This window comes from Prosthecobacter sp., from assembly GCF_014879935.1.
Taxonomy (GTDB): Bacteria; Verrucomicrobiota; Verrucomicrobiia; order Verrucomicrobiales; family Verrucomicrobiaceae; genus Prosthecobacter.
Map to the genome: position 1 here is coordinate 35,148 of NZ_JACSRD010000202.1, position 21,141 is coordinate 56,288.

The 21,141-nt window shown below is 63.0% G+C and carries 19 protein-coding genes; all 19 read right to left on the minus strand.

Annotated elements, in window-relative coordinates; all coding sequences use genetic code 11:
- Window positions 1-13: 13 nt before the first annotated feature.
- Genes IAE77_RS22710 through IAE77_RS22800 form a run of 19 tightly spaced genes read right to left on the minus strand, consistent with a single transcriptional unit; the run spans window position 14 to window position 21,137 of the window.
- Window positions 14-1,216, minus strand: a complete 1,203-nt coding sequence (locus IAE77_RS22710) for a glycosyltransferase family 4 protein (RefSeq protein WP_294231695.1) — start codon at window positions 1,214-1,216, stop codon at window positions 14-16.
- Window positions 1,213-2,820 carry a VanZ family protein gene (locus tag IAE77_RS22715; RefSeq protein ID WP_294231697.1) on the minus strand — a complete coding sequence of 536 codons (1,608 nt, stop codon included), beginning with the start codon at window positions 2,818-2,820 and terminating at the stop codon, window positions 1,213-1,215. Before IAE77_RS22715 ends, IAE77_RS22710 begins: the two co-directional genes overlap by 4 nt.
- Window positions 2,817-3,926, minus strand: a complete 1,110-nt coding sequence (locus tag IAE77_RS22720) for a glycosyltransferase family 4 protein (protein ID WP_294231699.1) — start codon at window positions 3,924-3,926, stop codon at window positions 2,817-2,819. Before IAE77_RS22720 ends, IAE77_RS22715 begins: the two co-directional genes overlap by 4 nt.
- Window positions 3,923-4,381 (minus strand): DapH/DapD/GlmU-related protein, encoded by a 459-nt coding sequence (locus IAE77_RS22725; protein WP_294231700.1) that lies wholly within the window; start codon window positions 4,379-4,381, stop codon window positions 3,923-3,925. Before IAE77_RS22725 ends, IAE77_RS22720 begins: the two co-directional genes overlap by 4 nt.
- Entirely contained in the window at window positions 4,362-5,561 is a 1,200-nt protein-coding gene (locus tag IAE77_RS22730) for a glycosyltransferase family 4 protein (protein ID WP_294231702.1), read from the minus strand. Before IAE77_RS22730 ends, IAE77_RS22725 begins: the two co-directional genes overlap by 20 nt.
- A 13-nt stretch (window positions 5,562-5,574) precedes the next feature.
- Entirely contained in the window at window positions 5,575-6,729 is a 1,155-nt protein-coding gene (locus tag IAE77_RS22735; RefSeq protein ID WP_294231704.1) for a glycosyltransferase family 4 protein, read from the minus strand.
- On the minus strand, window positions 6,726-8,081 hold the full coding sequence (locus IAE77_RS22740) for an O-antigen ligase family protein (protein ID WP_294231706.1): 1,356 nt from the start codon (window positions 8,079-8,081) through the stop codon (window positions 6,726-6,728). Before IAE77_RS22740 ends, IAE77_RS22735 begins: the two co-directional genes overlap by 4 nt.
- Window positions 8,082-8,086: 5 nt before the next feature.
- Entirely contained in the window at window positions 8,087-8,746 is a 660-nt protein-coding gene (locus IAE77_RS30965) for an acyltransferase (protein WP_345781009.1), read from the minus strand.
- Between the two features lie 7 nt (window positions 8,747-8,753).
- Window positions 8,754-10,964: a glycosyltransferase gene (locus IAE77_RS22750; protein WP_294231708.1), complete on the minus strand. Its 2,211-nt coding sequence runs from the start codon at window positions 10,962-10,964 to the stop codon at window positions 8,754-8,756.
- Window positions 10,961-11,923, minus strand: coding sequence for an ATP-grasp fold amidoligase family protein (locus IAE77_RS22755; protein ID WP_294231710.1), 963 nt, complete (start codon window positions 11,921-11,923; stop codon window positions 10,961-10,963). The genes IAE77_RS22750 and IAE77_RS22755 overlap by 4 nt, the downstream gene beginning before the upstream one ends.
- 13 nt (window positions 11,924-11,936) lie before the next feature.
- Window positions 11,937-12,821 carry a hypothetical protein gene (locus tag IAE77_RS22760; protein WP_294231712.1) on the minus strand — a complete coding sequence of 295 codons (885 nt, stop codon included), beginning with the start codon at window positions 12,819-12,821 and terminating at the stop codon, window positions 11,937-11,939.
- Between the two features lie 20 nt (window positions 12,822-12,841).
- The gene (locus IAE77_RS22765) at window positions 12,842-13,774 is read right to left on the minus strand and encodes a hypothetical protein (protein WP_294231714.1); all 933 of its coding nucleotides are present in this window, start codon (window positions 13,772-13,774) and stop codon (window positions 12,842-12,844) included.
- A 2-nt stretch (window positions 13,775-13,776) separates the two neighbouring features.
- The gene (locus tag IAE77_RS22770; RefSeq protein WP_294231716.1) at window positions 13,777-14,415 is read right to left on the minus strand and encodes an acyltransferase; all 639 of its coding nucleotides are present in this window, start codon (window positions 14,413-14,415) and stop codon (window positions 13,777-13,779) included.
- A gap of 3 nt (window positions 14,416-14,418) precedes the next feature.
- Window positions 14,419-15,321, minus strand: a complete 903-nt coding sequence (locus IAE77_RS22775) for a glycosyltransferase (RefSeq protein ID WP_294231717.1) — start codon at window positions 15,319-15,321, stop codon at window positions 14,419-14,421.
- A 17-nt stretch (window positions 15,322-15,338) separates the two neighbouring features.
- A complete protein-coding gene (locus IAE77_RS22780; protein ID WP_294231719.1) occupies window positions 15,339-16,499 on the minus strand; it encodes a glycosyltransferase family 4 protein in 1,161 nt (386 codons plus the stop codon).
- Window positions 16,500-16,519: 20 nt separating this feature from the next.
- Window positions 16,520-17,362 (minus strand): hypothetical protein, encoded by an 843-nt coding sequence (locus tag IAE77_RS22785; protein WP_294231721.1) that lies wholly within the window; start codon window positions 17,360-17,362, stop codon window positions 16,520-16,522.
- A 16-nt stretch (window positions 17,363-17,378) separates the two neighbouring features.
- Window positions 17,379-18,695, minus strand: a complete 1,317-nt coding sequence (locus tag IAE77_RS22790; RefSeq protein WP_294231724.1) for a hypothetical protein — start codon at window positions 18,693-18,695, stop codon at window positions 17,379-17,381.
- A gap of 44 nt (window positions 18,696-18,739) precedes the next feature.
- A complete protein-coding gene (locus IAE77_RS22795; protein WP_294231726.1) occupies window positions 18,740-20,119 on the minus strand; it encodes a UDP-glucose 6-dehydrogenase in 1,380 nt (459 codons plus the stop codon).
- A gap of 25 nt (window positions 20,120-20,144) precedes the next feature.
- Window positions 20,145-21,137, minus strand: a complete 993-nt coding sequence (locus tag IAE77_RS22800) for a UDP-glucuronic acid decarboxylase family protein (protein ID WP_294231728.1) — start codon at window positions 21,135-21,137, stop codon at window positions 20,145-20,147.
- Between the last annotated feature and the right edge of the window lie 4 nt (window positions 21,138-21,141).

Here is a 21,141-nt window from a genome sequence, read left to right on the forward strand (position 1 = left end):
AGGAAAGGCGGCTCTATCGCGTGCCGAGCAAGGCGTGCCTCAGCCAGTCGGGATCGCAGTAGTCGGAAAATGATTCGTCCTCAGGCGAGGCGAAGGAGAAGCGCTCCCACTCCGACTCCACGAAGGTGCGGAAGTTCTGCCGGAAGGCGCTGGTGCTGTAGGCCTCCGCATTGCGGCGGCACTCACGGGCGTCCCAGGTGCGGGTCTCGAAGTCATCCACCGCGCAGATCAGCGAGGGGACGGTCTGCTCGTCAAAATACACGCCCGTCTTGTTCTCCACGACCGTTTCCAGGGCCCCGCCTTTGCCGAAGGCGATGACGGGCGTGCCGCTGGCCTGGGCCTCCAGCAAAATGATGCCAAAGTCCTCCTCGCCCGCGAAAACGAAGGCCTTGGCCCTCTCCATGTGGTCCTTCATGACGTCGTTCGGCTGCCAGCCCATGACCTGAACGTTCGGACCGGCCATCTTGCGCAGCTTCTGAAGATCCGGGCCATCACCGATGACGACGAGCTTCTTGTCCGGCATCGCGTTGAACGCGTCGATGACGAGATCGATCCGTTTGTAGGGCACGAGGCGTGACGCGGTGAAGTAGAAGTCGTCCTTCTGCTCCCGCATCTGGAAGCGATCCACATTCACCGGAGGATACACGACCGTGGCCTGGCGGCGGTACACCTTCTCGATGCGGCGGGCGATGAAGCGTGAGTTGGCCATGAAGGCATCCACACCGGCCGCCGTCCGGTGGTCCCACACGCGGATGCTGTGCAGCAGCCAGCGCACCAGCCAGGACTTCAGGCCGAAGTCGAGCCTCGACTCCTGAAGATACTGGCTTTGCAGGTCCCATGCGTAACGGATGGGAGAGTGGCAGTAGCAGAGATGGAGCTGACGCGGGCCGGTGATGATGCCCTTGGCGAAGGCGTAGCTGCTGGAGATGACGAGATCATAGCTGCGGAAGTCGAACTGCTCGATGGCCAGCGGCATGATCGGGAAACAGTGGCGGTAGAAGCGTTTTCCGCCCGGAAGCCGCTGCACGAAGGAGGTTTTCACCTCACGGCCTTTGAGGAAGGCGCGGTTCTTCTCATCGAGGGCGTCGATGAGCGTGAAGACATCGGCATCGGGATAAACCTCCAGCATTTGCTCGAGCACACGTTCAGCACCGCCATAAACGGGCAGCCAGTCGTGGACGATCGCCATGCGGCGTGGATGGAAAGGAGAATTCATGGGGAAACTTCGACAGGTTGGAGAGTTGAAGGCGCGTGGGTTTCCGTTGGCGAGGCACAGGAAAGGATGACGTGTTCGATCTTCGCACGCACGGCCTCCAGGCCGTAGGTGTCGCAGGCGGTCTGCCGGGCTTTGGCGGCGAGGCGCGAGGCAAGAGCGGGATGATCACTCAGACGGCGCAAAGCGGCGGCAAGCTCCGCCGCGGATCCGGGCGTGACGAGCAGACCCGTCTCCTCATGCGTGATGATCTCCGCCGCGCCACCCGCACGTGTGGCGATCACCGGTTTGCCGGCCAGCATGCCTTCGACGATGACGCGACCAAACGGTTCGGCGATCACGGAGGCGTGCACGATCACATCAGCGAGGTCAAAGAACGCCTGCGTGTCCTTGCGGAAGCCGGTGAGGTGAACGCGGCCGGTGAGTGCAGGTTGAGCCGCTGTTTCGCGCAGTTGGGCGGCGTATTCGCGATCTTCAGCCGTGAACAAGGCGTCGCCGAGGAGGATCGCATGCGCATCAGGCACGTCACGCAAGGCTTCGAGCAGGACGTGCTGGCCTTTCCACGGCGTGAGACGTCCTGCCATCAAAACGATCCATGCATCCGCCGGCAGGCCGAGGTTTGCGCGCAAAGCGGCCTGTTCGGCATCGGTGGAGCGGTTTTCCGTGAGTTTGAAGCCGTTGGGGACGACGACCACGTTTTCAACGTGCCCTCCCGCATCGTGGACCGCCGCTTTGGTGGCTTCGGAGTTCGCGATGACCGCATGTGCGAACTGATTCGCGCAAAAGACGAGCGCGAGGCGGTTCATGGCGCTGAAATGACCGGCGGAGATGATGTCATGCAGATGGAAGACGAGCTTCCGTCCGGCGAGAAAGGCCGCGGGGCCGCCGATGATCAGCGCCTTGGCCGTGTTGGCGTAAACCACATCGAACCGACGGGCGAGGAGGGCGGTTTGCAGCACGCTTTGCACCAGTTCCGGCACCACTTGTAGCACGCGCAGCCATCCAGCCTGCTTGTCCACGGCTGCGGTGCTTCCAGAGAGCGGCAGCACCTGCACCTTCACTCCATCCTGCTCCAGGGCCTCGCGGAATTCGCCATCCTGATAGAGCAGCACCTCGCTGTCTGCCGCACGGGCGATGGCAAGATCGAGCAGCATCAGTTCAGCGCCGCCGAGACGGCCGGTTTGATCGACAAACAGCACCTGCGGCGAACCGGCGCTCTCGTTGCGACCGCAACGAAGCTGCACCCACAATCCGCCCACGCAGCCGATCACCGCGCCGAAGAATCCGGCCACCACATCCGCCAGATCCATCGCACGGCCGGGAATGTGCGTCTGGGCGATCTCGACGAGGACATTTCCAACCGTGATCGAGCCGATGATCCAGGCCAACGCACGCCAGAGACGCCTTTCCGGGCTGAACGCCAGCCAGGCGGCGGCGGCCAGAAGGGCAAAGGCGATCAGATTGAACCAGAAGTCCATGCGGTCGAGATACTGGGACCATTCCACCGGCAGGAAGGTGATGCGCCGCTTCTGAATCGTCGGCTTCAACGCCAGCCACAGCCCTGAGGAGAGCAGGACGGCCAGAATGATGCGTGCGCGGCATTTCATGAGTGTTCCGGCCTCCAGCCAGCCGAGCGATAGACGTCGCAGACACGGCGGGCGACGCTTTCCCAGGTGAAACCGTGCAGCACATGCTCGCGGCAGGCTTCACGCGAAGGAACGCGCAGCGAACCGTCCAGCCACCCACGCAAACCGGCGGCGATGTCATCCACGCCCGTGCCCTTCAGCACCAGATCGCCGTCGAGACCACGCACGGTGTCAGGAAGGCCGCCCACGGGCGTCACGAGCACCGGAGTGCCGCAGGCGAGGGATTCGAGCGAGATCAATCCGAAGCCCTCCAGGGCGGAACTGGGCACGATGGAGAGATCTGCGGCGGCATAGACGGAGGACAGGCTGCTTTCGGGGATGAAGCCGAGGAACTGCACCTGTTTGGACAGTCCTTTGTGGAGAACCAACTGCTCCAGCTCCTCGCGCAGCGGTCCCTGGCCGCCAATCATGAGCCGCGTGTCGGGATGATCGGCGGTGGCCTGCGCAAAGGCTTCGATGAGGTTCTCCAATCCCATGCGCCGTGCCAGACGACGCACGCAGACGATGATTTTCTGCTTCTGCGGCCACACGAGCCGCTGCCTTGCCTCCAGAACATCCATCGGCTGGAATTGATCGACCTCCACGCCGCCGGGGATGACGTGCACCCGCTCTGGCGAAACGCCGTACTCCTGGCAAAGCACGTCACGAAAAGCGTTCGACAGCACGATGAAGCGGTCCGCGCGGTGATACACCAGACGTTCGAGCATGCGTTTGCAGAACACCGCGTGCATCCGGCCGCCCTCGCGTTTTGACTCGCTGGCCCAGGGGCCGTGAAAGTGCACGACATGGCCGTCCCAACGGCGGCCGAGCAGGGCTGGCAACGCATACAGCGCGAAGTGGGAGGCGAGCAGCTTGCCGCGTTTCGGAACCACGGCCTCGCGCACCGCCTTCCAGCGTTGCATGAGGGAGCGGTTCACCGGACCGAGGCAGGTGGCCTTGTGCGAGTCGCCAAAGCCATAGGCGCGGACCGTCACGCCCAGGCGGGCCAGCGTGCTGTTGAGCGCGTTGAAATAACGGTCCACACCTCCAGCGGAGGCCTTCAGATGCATGCCAAGTTGAGCAATCATGAGTTTTGCGGCACATCGCCGATCTTGCGGGCGGGATTCCCGGCCCAGACTTCGTGAGGAGGGATGCTTTTGGTCAGCACCGAGCCGGCGCCGAGCACGGAACGGCGTCCGATGGTCAATGAGGTGTTCGGACGTGCCACCACGATGCTGTGCGCGCCGATGGTCACGTCGTCTTCGAGGGTGATGAAGTGTGGCGAGCCGATCCAGGTCTCGCCAGCCAGCGTCACATGATGATAAACGCGGCAACGATGGCCGATGCGCACCTGCGGGTGCATCACCACGCCGAGCGCGTAGTGCTCCAGGCTCACGCCTTTGCCAACTTCCGCTTCGGCCGGGAGCAGGCACTTGTGCAGGGCGAAGTTCACGGCCTTCACCATGCGTGCGGTGAGTTTCCAGCCTCGTTGGTGGAGCTTCCGGCTCCACTTCCAGAGCGATTCAGGACTGCGCAAGGGCATGACGGGCGGAGACAAAACCAGCACCGGTGTCAGATTGCGGACGGGGCGTGATCGAGGCGTTTTCAAAGGCACCGATCATCCGGCGGGCGACCGCAGGCAGCGAGATCTCGCGTTCGACCCACTGACGGCCCTGGGTGGCGAGTTTCTCACGCAGTTCAGGATCGGTGATGAGCCGGCGCAGCGCCTCGGCAAGCCGTGCGGGCTTGCGCTGCGGGAAGATGAGGCCGCCTTCGCTTTCGCGGATGAGGAAGGGGATCTCGCCGGAGTTCGAGCCGATCACCGAAGTGCCGCAGGCCAGCGCTTCAGGAATGACGCGGCCAAATTGCTCCTCCCAGTTCGGCTGCGTCTCGGACGGCAGCACCAGGATGTCCATGGCGGCGAGCCAGCGGGGTGTTTCACCATGTGGGACGTAGCCGGTGAAGGTGACGCGGTCTTTCACACCTTCATGTTCCAGCAACTGCTCGAGCTGCGGCTGGAACTCGCCGGTGCCCACGAGCACCATCTTCCAGTCGATGTCCCGCAGCATGCCGAGCGCCATGGCGAGGGTGCGCAGGCCTTTGGACTCGATCAAACGGCCGACATAACCGATGGCCGGGCTCTTCGATTTCGGAAAACGCTCCGGCGGTGTCTGCTTCAGGCGCGGATGATAACGCTCGGGATCGAGTGGCAGCGGGCAGATCGTCTGGTGCCCTTTGAAGCCCTTCGCCTCGATCACGTCCGCCACATGCTGCGTGATGGGCAGGGCGAAGCTCGACGAACGATAAACCATCGACTCCAGCCACGAGAACGGCGGCGGATACTTTTTGTGGATGTTCTGGCAGGAGTAAAAGCCGAACGGCACGCGGATGGAGTGATTGTTCGCACGGCAGACCTGCGCGGTGGCCAGCGCGTAGGGCTCGTGGTTCATGTAGATCACATCCGGCTTCAATTCGTTGAGGAAGCGCTGCCAGTTCATCCGGTAGGCGTGGAAGATGATGCTGCCATTGCGCCAGACGGCGCAGCGGATGACGGAGCTTTCGAGCGCCGGGTCCGGCTGCTGCTGCAGGGCGTTGCCAAACTCATCTTTCCACTGGTCCGGGACGACCAGCGTGATCTTCCAGCCGGTTTCACGCTGGATGCGTGCGTAGATTTCCTGATTCAGCGCCGTGGCGCAGGAGTGGCTGACGACAAGAAGGTGCATAAAAACGTGGGGTTCAGTTGCAGGAGTTGAGATGGGCCTGGTAGGCGTCCTCGGTCATCTGGGCGACGCGGTCCCAGGTGTAGTTGAGCTCCACGCGCTCGCGTGCGTTGGCGCCCATGGTCTTCAAATGCTGCGGTTGCGCGCAGAGGCGGCGCAGCACCGTGGCGATCTGCGCGGGATCGTATTCGATGAACTCCCCGTTCTCTCCCGGGGAGATGAAATCCTCCGTGCCGTTGATGCAGGTGGCGACGACCGGCAGGCCGCAGGCCGCAGCCTCGATGGTGGCGAGGCTGAAGGCCTCATACCAGCTCGGGAAGAGGAAGAGATCAGCCGCGCCGAGCGCGTGGGGCATGTCCTTGCGGAAGCCGCCGAAGATGATGCGGTCGTGCGCGTTGGCATCGTGCGCCATCTTGATGAAGCGGGCACGATCCGGGTCGTCACCGGCCACGAACAAGGTCAGCGGCACGTCGTGGAGCAATCCCATGGCCTGGATGGCGAAGTCGAGGCCTTTGCGCGCCCATTCACCACCGGCAAAGATGGCCATGACGTGATCCTCGGGCACGCCGTAGGTTTTCCGCCAGGCCTGCCGTGCCGCCTCCGGCAGCGGTTTGAAGCGCTGCGTGTCCGCCGCGTTTGGCACGATGCGCATCTGCGCCGGACCGATGTCGTAGTGCCTCGTCAGCTCGTTCGCCACGCCGCGTGACACCGGCAGGAACATCGGAGCCGTGCGTCCCGGCTTGTGCTGATACAGCCGCTTCTCGGCCGCGCAGGTCGCGTTCAGATACATCCAGCGCGTGAGACGACGTGCCGGGGAGACGCGTTCGTGGTGGCCGAGGCGTTCAAGGATCTGCTTCTTCGCCGGCTGGATGTTCTGGATGGTGATCACATTGCCGCGCTGGGTGTTGCAGCCAATGGTGTGGACGATTTCAAACTCGCCGGGACGCACGCGGCGGTTCACTTCGAGGTAGTAGGAGCCGAAATCGATCACCTCCGCCCAGTTCACACCGGGAATGCGGTGCCAGGCGATGCGGGAGAGGTCCAGGTCCTCCGCCTTGCGTGCGTAAAGATGCACTTCGTGCCGTTGGGCGATGCGTTCGGCGACTTCGTTCACCGCGCGGGCGCTGCCGTCGCGCCGGTTGCAGTTGATCATGGCGTAGGCGATTTTCATGCGTGTGTGAGGATGGGTTGAGGGGTTTCGAAGAAATGGGGGACAGGCTGCGGGACCGGGCGCGGCTGCGGCACCGGGCGTGTGAAGCGGTTCAGCGAGATGCCAAGGAAGACCCAGAACAGCGAGAAGCCGCCGAAGACATTCCCGACGTAGAGGAACACGAGGCAGCCGAGGAGCACGGCACGGCCGGTGAACAGGAAGGGATCGCGGCTGCCGAGGCGGATGCGGCGTGTCAGCTCGCCCCAGATCTGCGCCATGGCGGCGAAGAAGGCCAGTCCGCCGATCCAGCCGAACTGGCTGAAGACCTCGATGTAGCCGCTGTCGCACCAGCCTTCCTTCACACCGCCACCGATGCGCCCGGCACCGAAGCCGGAACTGCCGAGCCCGAGTCCGAGTGGATGTTGCAACACCCACGGAATGCCGGCGGTGAAGATCTCCAGCCGTCCCTGATAGGAGCCGTCCTTCTGGATGTCCTTCATCGTGTCGAAGCGCTTCGTGATGCGTGAGGCGCCGGGCATGTGCTCCAGGCCGTAGCTGGCACCGATCGCCAGCAGGCCGGCGAAGAACAGCACGCGGCCGAGACCGCGGCCCTTTGACAGCGCGGGCTGGAGAATGGCCACCAGGCCCACGATGATGAACATGCTGCGGCTCATGGTCAGCACGACGACTGAGAACAGCAGGACGATCGTCAGCCAGCCGCCGAGAATGCGCCAGCGTGAGTGCAGGATCATCGGAATGGCCGCCCAGGCCAGGAAACTGGCGCAGGGGCCGCGTTCATGCATCGTCGAGAACACGGACATCTCCGTGGGCCGGAGCTGGCCGAGATAACCGACGAAATTCACCTCCGTGACCCAGAAGGCATCCCACACCGGGATCGTGAGGTATTGAAACCAGCCGTAGAGCGCCACCAACAGCGCCGAGTAGCCGGAGGATTTCAGCCAGCGGTCCGCCGTGCGGCTGCCGACCGGCGCTGTGGCCGCAAACAGGAAGGCGCCGAAGCCCGCCAGCCACTCGCCAAGCGAATACACGGCCCCGATGCCGGCATTCATGAAGCCGATGACCATGCCGTGCCCGAGAGCCACCATGATGAGCATGGCGACGTTGCGACTGCGCGGTGTGAGTTGATGGAATCGCGAGAATGCCGGGATCAACAGCAGGGCGCTGACGATGAGCGGCGTCAGGCTGATGGTGGAAAGCGGATTGAAGGCCCCGTTGAGGTAATAATCGACGAGCCGCCGGATGCCGCGGTTCAGCGCGACCACGAAGAAGGCGTAATCGAGCAGATAACTCGAACGCGTGGCCGCCAGATACAGGGCGGGCAGGATGATCAGGAGTGTGACGAGCAGTTCCATGCCAGTTACACGGTCACTTGCGTGGGACGCGGCGATTCGACGTCAGCAGCCGCTGGTGCGGCGTGGCGGAGACGCGGATTGCGCCCGATCCAGGCCATCACCGGCGCAAACCAGGATGACGGGATGTAGTCGAAGCGTTCAATGTCGCGGGTGCCGATCTCCTTCGCGGGATTTCCGCCGACAACGGCGAAAGGCCGGACATTTTTGACTACCACGGCTCCAGCAGCCACGACGGCACCACGGCCGATGGTCACGCCTTTCAAAATCAGCGCATCGGTGGCGATCCAGGCGTGATCCTCCACCACCACCGGTGCGAAGACGTGGTCGTAGGTCGGCGAGTGGATGTCGTGGGAGCCGGTGATGATTTTGACGCCGTCATTGATGACCACGCAGTCACCGATGCGCACCGGCGCGTGAGTCTGCATGCGGGTGACGCCAAGGCAGCAGCAGTCGCCGATGAAAAGGTTCGCGGCGTTCCCTTGCACCGTGAGCTTTGAAATGACGGTCAAAGGCCTGATCTGCGCACCCTTCATTCTCCAGCGCAGCGATTGCAGGCAGTAACCGAGCAGCGATGGCAGCGTCCAGACACGTTTTGCCCACGTGCGCAGCCACTCATGGCTGAAAAGAGCGGGCCGGAGCCGGTGACGCAGAAGAAACGTGATCATGACGGGATCAGCGGGCTGAGGCGGTGATGGCACTCTTCGGAAGAGCGTCACCCTCGTGTTTGTAGCCGAGGCAGAACCGCAAAGCGGCCATGCGTCCGGCCCAGGTGGCGGCGAAACGCTGCCGTGGCATCGAATTCGGCCGCAGGATGAAATCCACGGCGCGCAAGAGGCCGGGACAGACGTGACTGCCGATGGCGAACTGCCAGAGCGGGATCATCCAGCGCACCAGACCGCGTCCATGCTTCAAGGCGACGAAGGTCTCGTTGTAGGCGATGTCGCTGGTGCCTTCGAAGTTGAAGATGCCGCGATGCACGGTGTCGCCATCGTGACGTGGGGCGACGTTGTGGATGATCCGCACCGTGGGATCGAAGATCATTCGCAGGTTCTGGCTTCTGGCCTGCAAACCGAGCGCGAGCTCCCAGTTCACCTGCGCGCCTTTGCCGCGCAGTCCCGCTTCAAAACCGCAGCGGCGGAGGAAATCGCCTTTAAAGAGGCAGTTCGAGCCACGCAGCACCTGCACGCAGCGTGCGGTGCCACCACCGCGATGATGTCCGCCCGTCACGCGGCCGAACCAGTGGATGTTGCCCACGTCCTGCACCAGCGGCTCGCTCTGACGCATCTCCGGATAGTCCATGAGCATGTCACGTCCGCCGGCAGCGACGAGATCGCCGCGTGAGCGGATGTGATTGAGCATGCTGCGAAGCCAGTGGGGAGGAATCTCCACATCATCGTCAAGCAGGGCGATGTGATCGGCCCGGCACTGAGCGAGGCAGGAATTCATCGAGCCGACGACACCGACGCCGCGCGCCTCGACAGCATTCACGGGCAATGAGGATGCGAATTCGGCGATCACGACCGGAGTGAGGTCATCATCCGCCCGAACGCCGATCCAGATGTTGGTGGCCGGCAGATCTTGGGCCTTAACCGCCTGCAGGCAGCGACGAAGGTCGTCCGGACGCTTCAACGTGGGAATGATGATGTCGATGCTTTCCATGGTCGGGACGGAGGCTTGTGGCTGCATGCGGTGAAGGATGTTCGTGAGTTGCGTCGTCACGCGGGCCAGATCGAAGTGCTTCTCGGCCACGGCATGCGAAGCAGCGCTGGTTGCCGAGGTGGTGGCGGCGATCTGAGCCAGCGCGTCGGCAAAGGTCTCAGGTTGGTCGTCGGCGAGATGGATGTCGCGTTCGCAGAGATAGTCCGCGTTGCCGTTGGTGTGTCCGACAATGACCGGAAGGCCGCAGGCCTGGGCTTCGGCGACGGACGAACCGAAATTCTCTTCGTCGCTCGGCTGTGCGAGCACATCATGCTGTCGCAGCAGCTCGGGAACCTCCTTGCGTGGCAGGTTCTTGATCCAGCGCAGGCGATCCGGGAACGGAAAGGCATCGATCAGCTTGTCGTAGCCGGGAACGAAGCCCGTTCCGCCGACGATGGTGGCTTTGACGTGCAATCCGCGGCGGATCGCGCACTCCAGGCCGCCCAGAAAGAGATCGAGACGCTTGCGTGGAATGATGCGCCCGAGCCAGAGCAGGCGGAGCTCGCTGCTCTTGCCCCGCGGCGTTGCCGCAGGCTGGAACATGGCGAGATCGATCGGATAAGGCAGTGTCGAGATGTGGTCGCCCGGGATGCCATAGATCTCATGCAGGGTCTGTTGGGACTGGCGGCTGCCGACGATGATGTGATCGGAGTGCTTGAGCTGCGGCAGTCCGAGGGAGGAGAGACGAAGCCGTGCCAATGCGAGCCACTGGGCGGCTTTGCCCAGACCGGCGAGGCGTTTGATCTCGGCGAAACGCGAAACAATCGAGCGCGCGTCGGTTCCAGGCGGTCCCTGGGCAAAGCTGACGGCTGGAAGGTTCGGGATGCGGCCGGGTGCGTAGTCGCCGAGCCAGAGGCAGAGATCATAACGACGGCTGCGATGCTCGTGACGGATCGTTTTGAGCAGCAGGCGCGTGTAAGTGGCGCAATCGAAGCGACAGGCGAGAAAACCGAGAACAGGAAGGTGCTGCACCTTCGCCCGGAAGCGATCCGGTGCGACGTTGTCCGTGCTGATGAAGCGGAAACGCTCGTGTTCGCCCACGCACGGCCGCGGATCGACGAACGAGGGCTTCGAAAAGAAGTCCACCGCGTGCCCGGCGTTCAGCAGCGAACGCAGCAGGAGCGCATTGGCGGAGGCCACGCTGCCTTCCTGGGCCGAGACGTAACCGCAGACGGCGATTTTCATGCGCAGGAACCGATTGGGAGCGAGGGGTCAACCACCGCAGTGTCGGCGGACGACGGCTGGAGCCAGCGGCGGCAGAGTTCGGCATCGAACGCGGGAGGATCGAAGATTTCGAGCCCGCTGCCGGGGAAGAAGGTCATCTCGCCGAAATAGACACCCGACTCGGTCTGGTAGAGGTCCACACGCACGAAGTTCTGATCCTTGGACAGACGTTGGGCGATGGCGGCCATGGCTTTCAGGTCGCGTGGAGGCGGCGCTTCGTGGTCGTAGCCCTCATGCTGGAGCCGCACCGGCAGACGGAGCCAGTCCTTGGTGTAGAGACAGCGGCGGTGATCGATGAAACGGCCGGTGTCGTGCTGGATGAACGCGATGCGGCCACGGAAGCAGAAGAACTTGTAATCCTCGGGCACGAGCCGGTCGCAGGGGAGGAACTCCTCGACGATGATGCCGGGCTTCAGATGGCGATAACTGGGCTCACGTGATCCCTGGAAGTACTCGGCTGCCATCCAGCGGCGGAGTTCGCTTCGTTCCTCGTCAGTCAACCGGCGTGGCTCGCGGACGAGGATCGTCATGCCGGAGCCGTGCGTGCCTTTGACCACGCAGCGGGGCAGAACGTCATCAAACCAGGCATCGGAGGCGTCCTGCGTGTGATGCAGTGTCCGGGCGATGCGGCACTCCTCGGCCGCACCTTTCATGGCAGCGGCCACGGAGTCCTTCACGAGTTGCTTGTCCACCCACTGCGCGAAGGAGATTTCCTTGGGCAGGGTGACTTTGCGGGCGAACAGCCACTCATTCAGCGTGCGCGGGGAGCGCAGGCGTGGGCGGAAGCCGTAGGTGCGCTTGAACACGCGAAACGACAGCAGGTAGGTGGCCCAAGGCGTGTCCGGCAGCACCTTGGCGAGCGTCTTGCCGATGAAGCCGCTGTAACCGAAGGCGCGCAGGGCGGGTTGTTTGAAGAACATGGCGTTTTTGGGTTCAGTGTTTCCAGAATGGCGTCCATTTCGGTCCGAAGCCGAGGCGGTTGCGCAGTTGAGTGACGAGCTTGCCGAACATGAACTCGCTGAAGCAGCCGAAGCTCAGCAGCACCGACGAGCGCACGGAGAGTTTCCGCGTGTATTGATGGAAGATGGGGAAGGGGAAGCCCGCGCCGTTCACCACCCAGCGCTTCCGCCAGTCAAAGCGGGCGGCTTTCGCGGCGGCGGCATCGGTGGCGTTGTGCGCGGCCCCGTAATGGGCCACGAGGGCGTCATCCGCGCTCAGGAGCGCCACGCGATCATGGAACTCCGGCTGGCGGATGACGTGATTGGTGGCCACCTGGTCGCCGCCGAAGCCTCCGGTGGCCGTTTTGCACACGGCGAAGCAAGCGAGCGAGAATTCGCGCATGTCGCCGGCGTAGCCGCCCATGACGCCGGCGCAGTAGATCTCGGCGTCCAGCAAGGAATCGACCAGATGCGGGAACAGACTTCGCAGGGAGCGTTCGTTCCACCACTGGTCCTTGTAGCGCAGACCTTCGGAGGCGATGAAAAGGCGCTTGTCCTTGAGCGCACGGTCCATCACTACGGAGGGATTGACCGAGAAGGCCACGTCACGCACGTCGGCCACCATGATGCGGTCATCCGGGGCGCAGGTTTCGAGGAAGAGGGCGATGTCGCGGCGGCGGTCGCGGTTCACATCGTTGTCGCTCCGGGCCTTGACGACGATGACGCCTTTGCGTTCGAGCTTGGTCAGCAGGGCGGGCTCGAGGTGCTCGTAGCAGATCATGACGATCTTGCCGGTGAAGCCGGATTTGATCGCGGAACGGTGCCAGCAGCACACGTCTGCCCAGTCGTGGTAATCAATCGCGCCGATGAGGTAATCCATGTTGTTGAGGAGGTGGTGGGTTAAGCCGAGGCGTTTGCGGTTGCGTAGGGCGGGTAGGACTTTTTGATCTCCTGCCAGCGCAGCAGTGTTTTCACCGCCAGCGGCTTGCGCGCATGGCAGAGCGCAGGAAGGGCGGTGGTGAAATCACGCAGGGCCTGGAAGAAGAGCGGCAGCCACTTTCCGCCGGTCCATTCACGGGCGTAACGCAGATGCCGCGCTCCCTGGACGAGGCGCAGCAGGAAGGTGCAGGCCAGCAGCGGCAGCGGTTCGTGCAGAACGGCCTGATACCAGGCATTGCGCGCGTTCAGCATGGCGCGGCGGCGGTTGCTGCGGGCCACGGGACTCGGATTGTGGCAGATGCAGGTGTCGGGCAGATAGACAACCGCGTAGCCCATGTCGAGCTGGCGGCGGCAGAATTCATTCTCCTCGCCATAGATCTGGAGCAGCGGCTGGAAGCCTTCCAGCTTGTGGTAAACATCCGCTCGGACCAGTGCGGCGCAGGTCATGAAGCCGCAGGTGAAGCAGGCGTGCTCCACGGGAGCCGGTTGCGTGTAGGGCGCGAGTTTGCCGTCTTCCGTGGACTGCGGATAAGCGATGGAGCCGACGGATGAGTCATTGAGAAGGATGTGGAGGCCTTCGTCGATGCCTTTGCGCTCAAGGACGAGCGAATCGTCATCAAGGAAGAGGTAAACGGAGCCGGTGGCACGTTCAGCGAGCTGATTGCGCCCCAAGGTGGGGAAGACCGGTTCATCGGACGAGATGATGTGCAGGCGGTTCCGCACTCGGGAGGGCAGGGAATCGAAACAGTTGTCACGCCAGGGATGCGTCGGCGCGTTTTTGAGCAGGAGCACCTCGTGGAGCAAGTCGCCAAGCCGGGAGAGGCTTTCGAGGCAGCGGGTGACTTCGTCGAGGCGGTCACCGCAGATGATGAGGGCTGAGATCTCGTGTGCCATGATCAGGAGTGGTTGGTTGAGGATGAGCGGACAGGGCGTGCGGGCACGCCGGCCCAGGTTTCGCCGGGAGGAATGGAGCGGGTGACCACCGAGCCTGCGCCGATCACCGCTCCATCGCCGATGTGGACGCCTTTGAGCACCACACAGCGGGCGCCGAGCCAGACGTTGCGGCCGAGGATGATCGGCGCGACCGCGAGCGGCTGGGCGTTCATCGGTTTCGCGACGTCCAGGCCGTGATTGCTGTCCACAAAGGTGCAGTTGGACGCGATGAGGCAGTCGTCGCCGACAAGGACCTTTTCGCGGATGTTGAATTCGCAGCCGCGACCGATGAAGACGCGATCACCGAAGATCATGGAAGGTCCGGGCATCCAGTGGTGCGAGTAGTTGAAGAACACATCCGGCTGCAAGGTGCAGTCGCTGCCGAGCTGGATCTGATGCGGCCAGGTGATCTGAATGCGGGGCATCTGCGTTCCGCTGCCGATGCGTGCACCGCGCAGGCGCAGGAGCAGTTTGCGGATGAATTGCACAGGCGATCCGGTCAATTCCAGGCGTCGCCATGCTCGTTGGAGCGTCGCAACGGGAGATTCCGAAGATGCGGCGGAGATCGCCGTGAACATCGTGCGAGTGCTGATTTCCGACATGGCTCAAAAGCCGAATTTCGGCAGAGGGCGGGCATTGCTGCGCCAGAAGCGGCTGCGGGGGGCGCTCATCCACTTCCACACCCAGCCGGGTGTCTGGCACAGGACGAGAAACCACTCGCCAAGGAAGAGCATCAAGGCGCGGCGGTTTTCAGACGACCAGTGCTGGCCGCGAAAGCGGGACTGGATGACACGCAACGCATGCCAGGGCAGACGCCAGGCCACGGTGAGGCCGGAAGCGCCCTGATCGAAGGCGAAGATGACTTTTCCTTCCCAGCGGCGGGCGAGTTTCGCCACGTCGGGCACCGGGCGGAGCGGATGCACGGCCTTGGCGTCTGGAACGAACTGCACTTCATAACCCGCACGGGTCAGCCGGGCGCTGAGATCCGTGTCCTCGGCATAAACACCGCCGCGATAGCGCTCGTCGAAGCCCTCCATCAAACGATAGGTGGCGGAGCGGATGGCGAAGTTGCAGGAGCAGGAGAGATACGTGAGCGCACGAAGCTTCTGCGGAGCCTCCCAGAGCAGCGATGGCGGCTGCGGATCGCGTCGCGTGGCACCTTCGAGCACGCAAAGGCTGGCCGATGCCGGGCGCATGGCGGCGAGGTAGGCCGGGACGAGGCCTGGCTCCGGCAGCAGATCGTCATCCAGAAAGATCAGCCATTCACCGCGTGCGACAACGGCTCCGCGATTGCGATTCGCGGCGGGCCCGAGGCGTGGACCCTGAACCCAGCGCACGGCGGGAAACTCGGCCGCAAGCATGTCGCGTGAAGCCGCAGTCGCGCCGTCGTCGGTGACGATCAACTCGACACTGCCATCCGCCGGCAGTTGCGTGACCAGCTTTTCAACGCAGAGCCGCAGATCGTGGGTGCGGTTACAGGTGGGGATGATGATGGAGGCGAAAATCATGCGCGTGGATCGTCCGTTCAGTTCAAAGAGCTGATCTGCCAGGCCTTCAGGTGGCAGCTGACCATGTTTGCAGTCGTGTAGTGCAGGAGCTGATGACGAAGCCCGGCGAGACCGACGCGGTGACGGTGCTCCGGGTTTGTCAGCAGCCGCAGCAGGCTTGCGGCCAACTGCTGCGGCTGCTGATCAGCCCACACACCTGTGACATCATCTTCGACCAGCTCACGACTGGCCGGGGCCGTGCCACAAATGACTGGTTTGCCATACGACCACGCCTCCACATAGACGATCCCGAAGGACTCGTGGGCGGACGGCAGGCAAAAAACATCGCAAGCCGCGTAAGCGTCGGCTTTTTCCTGCTCCGAAGGGCAGCCGAGGTCACGAATGCTGTCTGGCGAGATCCGGGAGAGGCGTGTTTCATCGGGATCGCCCGGGCCGGCGAGCAAAAGGACGGCTTCAGGGCATTGACGCATCACCAGCGGCCAGGCGTCGAGGAGAGCTGGATAGCCTTTTCCGGAATCGCGACGTCCCAGGAAGAGTGCCGTCGGCCGGTCGGCGATTTCGAGGCGGGAGCGCAACGCGAAGCCGTCGCCATTGGTGGGGCACATCGGTGGCAGGCCGCAGCGGATCAGTTTGTCCACGGGAACTCCACGTGCGGCCAGATGCACGCGCTCATGCTCGGACTGGCAGAAGACGGCGTCAGCTTTCTGATACAGCCGCACGTCAAAGGCGTCATCGCCCCAGCTTTGTGGATGGACGGCGGGCCACACGGTGAAGGGAACACCTGCCTCGCGGGCTTCACGCCAGAGCGGATAGCCGATGATGTCCCAGCCTGTGCCGACGAAGTGAAGGACATCGACGTCTGCGATGGATGACTTCCAGGTGTCGTGGTGGTTCATCATCCGGCTGAGGGTGTCGGCGAAGCGGAGCAGGGGACCGCGTGAGGCGAGGCGGCTGACGAGGCTGCGCTGCCGCTGCCAGGTCGTCTGCGGCATCAGTTCAGTGGCCGGCCACTTCAAGGAGTCCACGGATGAGTCCTTGTCGGTCTGAAGGTGCTGCACGCTCAGAAAGTGGCCGTTGATGCGGCAGAAACTCTGCAAGCCGGAGGCGAGCTCACGCTGATAAGCGGCCAGACCGCCGACAGACGCCGGGTGGATGCGGGATGCGATGGCGACTTTCATGATCGTGCAGGTGGTTGCTGTCAGTTCAATACCGGCAGAGCGACGCGATGGCGCTGCATCTGGCCGAGATGCATGCGCAGCGGCTCCCAGTGGAACACCGCGTCTCCAGGACGCAGGAAGTGATCTCCGAGCAGGTCATGGCGCACAAAGAAGGCATCCGTGCCGGAGAGTTCGCAGCCGACGAGCGAGTAACCGCCTGACTCGGCGATGGTGCTGATGGCGCCGAGCGTGGCACCGAAGTGCGTGGAGCCATCCCAGACGGCGTTTGCGTCGTAAGGTGCGGACCAGTTGAGATCAGATGGCAGCATGCCGTTGTATTCGACGCTGAACACGCGTGGCTTCAGGGCGATCAACTCGCCGAAGATGTGGTGGGTGTTGTAGTCGATGTCGATGCTGAGGAGGTCGAGGTCGTCAGCGAAGCCGTTGTCAGCGAGGAGCGAGCGGCAGTTCTCGCGGTTCACGAACTCGCGGCAGATCTTCAGTTTCCTGCGCAGCAGCAGGGTCTGGACGCTGGTGGGAAGCTGCGTGTCGGGAGCGAGCCCGGCATCGACCCACAGGCCGCTCCAGCCTTTGAGCAGCAGCAGGTTGGTGTTGTTCTCCTCGGGAGCCGTGCCGATCTCGACGAAGCGGCCGCGGCCTTCGCCGATGCGGCGGAAGATCTCGGCGAGCATGCCATCCTGTCCGTATTGGGCGAAGATCTTCTGACGGAACGGCATCAGCGACTTCGGCTGCTGATACTTGGCGGCCTGCATGAGCTGGCATTCGAGCAGTTCGCACAGAAGGCTGGCGGAACGGGCGCTGGAGATGCCGGAGATGTCGATGTTGGCCTTCATCTGGCCGATTTTGGAGAGCACTTGTTTCATGAGTGTTTGGGGGAATTCAGAGCGAGGCGCGACCGCGCCAGCCGTTGATGAGGAGGAAGGTGTTGAGGAGCAGATTGCCGATGGAGCCCGCCCACATGAGCGCGATGGCTCCATTCACGGTGGACAGGTCGAGGAAGCAGGCGGCGATGGCCTGGCTGCCGAAAACGAGCAGCGGTCGCGTCCATGAGTGACGCACCCAGCCCTTCGATTGAATCGGTGTGGCCGCCACGGTGACGACGAAGGCAAAGACCTGGAAGGCGAGGAAGAAAACGAGCTCCTGCTGCAATCCGGCGTATTCCGGACCGAGCAGTCGCAGAAGCGGCTCACGCATGAACCAGCCTGCGGCAAGTATGACCGTGCCACCCAGCAGGGCGAGCAGACTGCTGCCCGTCCACATCTTCCAGAGGCGTTTCGGATCGTGTTCCGCAGACATGCGCGGCAGCAGCACGCCTGAGGCGATGGAGAGCGGCACCTGGAGGATCAGGGAGACGCGGCTGATGGCACCGAGATCGGCCACTTTGTCGATGTTGCCGACGAAACCGACGATGATCGCGGCGATCTGTGCCTCGAAGAGATAGGTGAGGCTGGTGGGAAGGCCGACGAGGAAGTGTTTCTTCAGGCGGAGCGTCGCGGCCGGATCGGGCTGCTGCTCGAAGGCGGCGTGCGCGCGCGCCTTCGGCAGCAGCCAGCCAAACACCGTCGGCAGCGGAGCCAGAACGGTGACAATCATGACAGTGACCGCGTCCGCCATCGCCCAGGCGACCAGCACGGCGAGGAGTGCCAGCCGCAGGGTGGAGTTCATGATGTTCTCCCACTGCGGAATCGAGTAACGGCGGGCGAGGCTCAACGGCGTGCTGAACATCTGCGCGGCAATGCTCATCGAGACGGAGATCAACGCGGCTCCCACGAGCAGCGTGGTCTTCCACACGGAGCAACCGCTGTGGAGTAGCAGATAGACGAACACCGGAATGCCCGCCAGCGAGCCCACCAGCAGCAGCGAACCACGGAATCGCGTGGCCGAGGCCAGCACGGAGCCGAGTCTGAGCCGGTCGCGGGCCGCCTCGCCAGCGAGCGGCATGAGTCCCGTGCCGATGCCGGTCACCGTGAACATGCCGAGTGCGGAGACGAGGTTGTTCGCCAGCGAATACCAGGCGTATTCGGTTTTGGCCAGCGAGCGAACGATGAAAAATGCCCCGATCATCTGGACGATCCGCCCGAGGATGTTCAGCGACGCGTAAGATGCCACGACGCGGAACGCGCGGCGCAAGGTCTGGAGCGCGGGCAGGCGAAAGCCCTGCCGTGGCGCATCCATCGTCTGTGGGGAGGCTTCCATCGTCGGGAAGCGATTGTCTTCAGCCGCGGCGGGCTGATTCCAGCCTACGCGGGCTGGTCGGTGGGCAGCGGCTTGCCGATGCTGTACACCTTGAAGCCGATTTCGCGGAGCTTCTTGTGATCGAGCAGGCTGCGGCCGTCGAAGATCCACGCGGGCTTGACCATCGACTTGTAGATCGCGTCGAAGTCGAGCTTGCGGAATTCATCCCATTCGGTCAGCACGAGCAGCGCATGGGCACCCTGGGCCGCCTGTTCGGCGCTGGTGGCGAATTCGACGTTCGGACTGGCCGGATCAATGCCGAGATCGGTGCACATCTGTGCCGTGGTGACCTTGGGATCGTAGATCGAGAGGGACGCCCGTTCCTCCAGGAGATCCTGGCAGACGTAAATGGCCGCGGACTCACGCGTGTCGTTGGTGTCTTTTTTGAAGGCGAAACCGAGGACGGCGATGCGTTTGCCGGTGACGGTGTTGAAGAGCGTGCGCAGGACACGCTCGGCGAAGCGGTGCTTCTGCCAGTCGTTCATCTCGATGACCTGCTGCCAGTAGGCGGCGACTTCAGGGAGCCCGAAGTGACCGCAGAGATAGACGAGATTCAGGACGTCCTTCTGGAAGCAGGAGCCGCCGAAACCGACGGAAGATTTGAGGAACTTCGGTCCGATGCGCGAATCGGTGCCGATCGCGCGGGCGACTTCGTCCACATCAGCGCCGGTCTTTTCGCAGAGGGCGGAGATGCTGTTGATGGAGGAGATGCGCTGGGCCAGAAAGGCGTTCGCGACGAGCTTGGAAAGCTCGGAGGACCAGAGATTGGTCGTGAGGATGCGCTCACGAGGCACCCAGTGGGCATAAACGCTCACCAGAGTCTCGACGGCGGCGAGACCCCCAGGAGTCTGCTCGCCACCGATGAGAATGCGGTCAGGTGCGTTCAAATCAGCGACGGCGGTGCCTTCAGCAAGGAACTCCGGGTTCGAAAGCACCTGGTGTTTGAGGCCTTTCTCGCTGGAGGCGAGGATGGTCTGGATGGCCTCGGCCGTGCGGACCGGAATGGTGCTCTTTTCGACGATGATTTTCGGCGTTTCGGCCACTTCCGCGATGGTGCGGGCGACGGACTCGATGAAACGCAGATCCGCTGCCTTGTGGGCGCCGACCCCGAAGGTTTTGGTCGGCGTGTTGACGCTGACGAAGATGATGTCGGCGTCGCGGATGGCTTGTTTGACTTCAGTGGAGAAAAACAGGTTTTTTCCGCGGGCGTTGACCACGAGATCATCGAGGCCCGGTTCATAGACCGGCAGATCCGCCGAATTCCAGGCGGCGATGCGTTCAGCGTTGAGGTCCACGACATCCACACGGATGTCCGGGCACTTGGCGGCGATCATCGCCATGGTAGGTCCGCCGACATAGCCGGCACCGATGCAGCAAATTCTCATAGAAGGAGGAAGGGGAGGAAAGGGTTCAGTTGAGGGCCATTCCGCGCACCGGCATCTTCATCGGCCGGGGCTGGGAGGCTGGGTTGTTGAGGAGTTGGGAGAAATAGGCGATGGTGTGGTCGAGCCCTTCGGACAAGGGGATTTTTGGCTCCCACCCGAGCTTTTGTCTAGCAAGGGTGATGTCCGGCTGGCGCTGCTTGGGATCGTCCGCCGGGAGCGGACGGAAGGTGATCTTGGATTTGCCACCGACCTTCTGCAGGACCAGTTCGGCGAGTTCGAGCATGGTGAACTCACCCGGATTGCCGATGTTGACAGGGCCGGTGAAATTCTCCGTCTCCATCAGCTTGAGGAAGCCGGAGATGAGATCGTCCACATAACAGAAACTGCGCGTCTGGCTGCCGTCGCCATAGATCGTGAGATCCTGGCCGCGCAGAGCCTGCACGATGAAGTTTGAAACGACGCGGCCATCGTCCGGGAGCATGCGGGGCCCATAGGTGTTGAAAATGCGCACGACACGGATGTCCACGCCATTCTGGCGGTGGTAGTCAAAGAACAGGGTCTCGGCCACCCGCTTGCCTTCATCATAGCAGGAGCGCGGGCCGATGGTGTTCACGTGGCCCCAGTAGCTTTCAGGCTGCGGATGCACTTCAGGATCGCCATAGATCTCGGAGGTGGAGGCCTGAAAGACGCGGGCGCGGACGCGGCGGGCGAGCCCGAGCACATTGATGGCACCCATGACCGAGGTCTTGATGGTCTTGATGGCGTTGTATTGGTAATGCGGCGGAGATGCGGGACAGGCGAGGTTGTAGATCTGGTCCACTTCCACGGTCACCGGCTCGGTGATGTCGTGACGCATGAACTCAAAATTTGGATTCCCCATGAGATGAGCGATGTTCTCCTTCCGGCCGGTGAAAAGATTGTCGAGGCAGATGATCTCGTTGCCTTCATTGAGTAGGCGCTCACAAAGATGGGAACCGAGGAATCCTGCTCCGCCGGTGATGAGAATGCGTTTTTTCATGGTG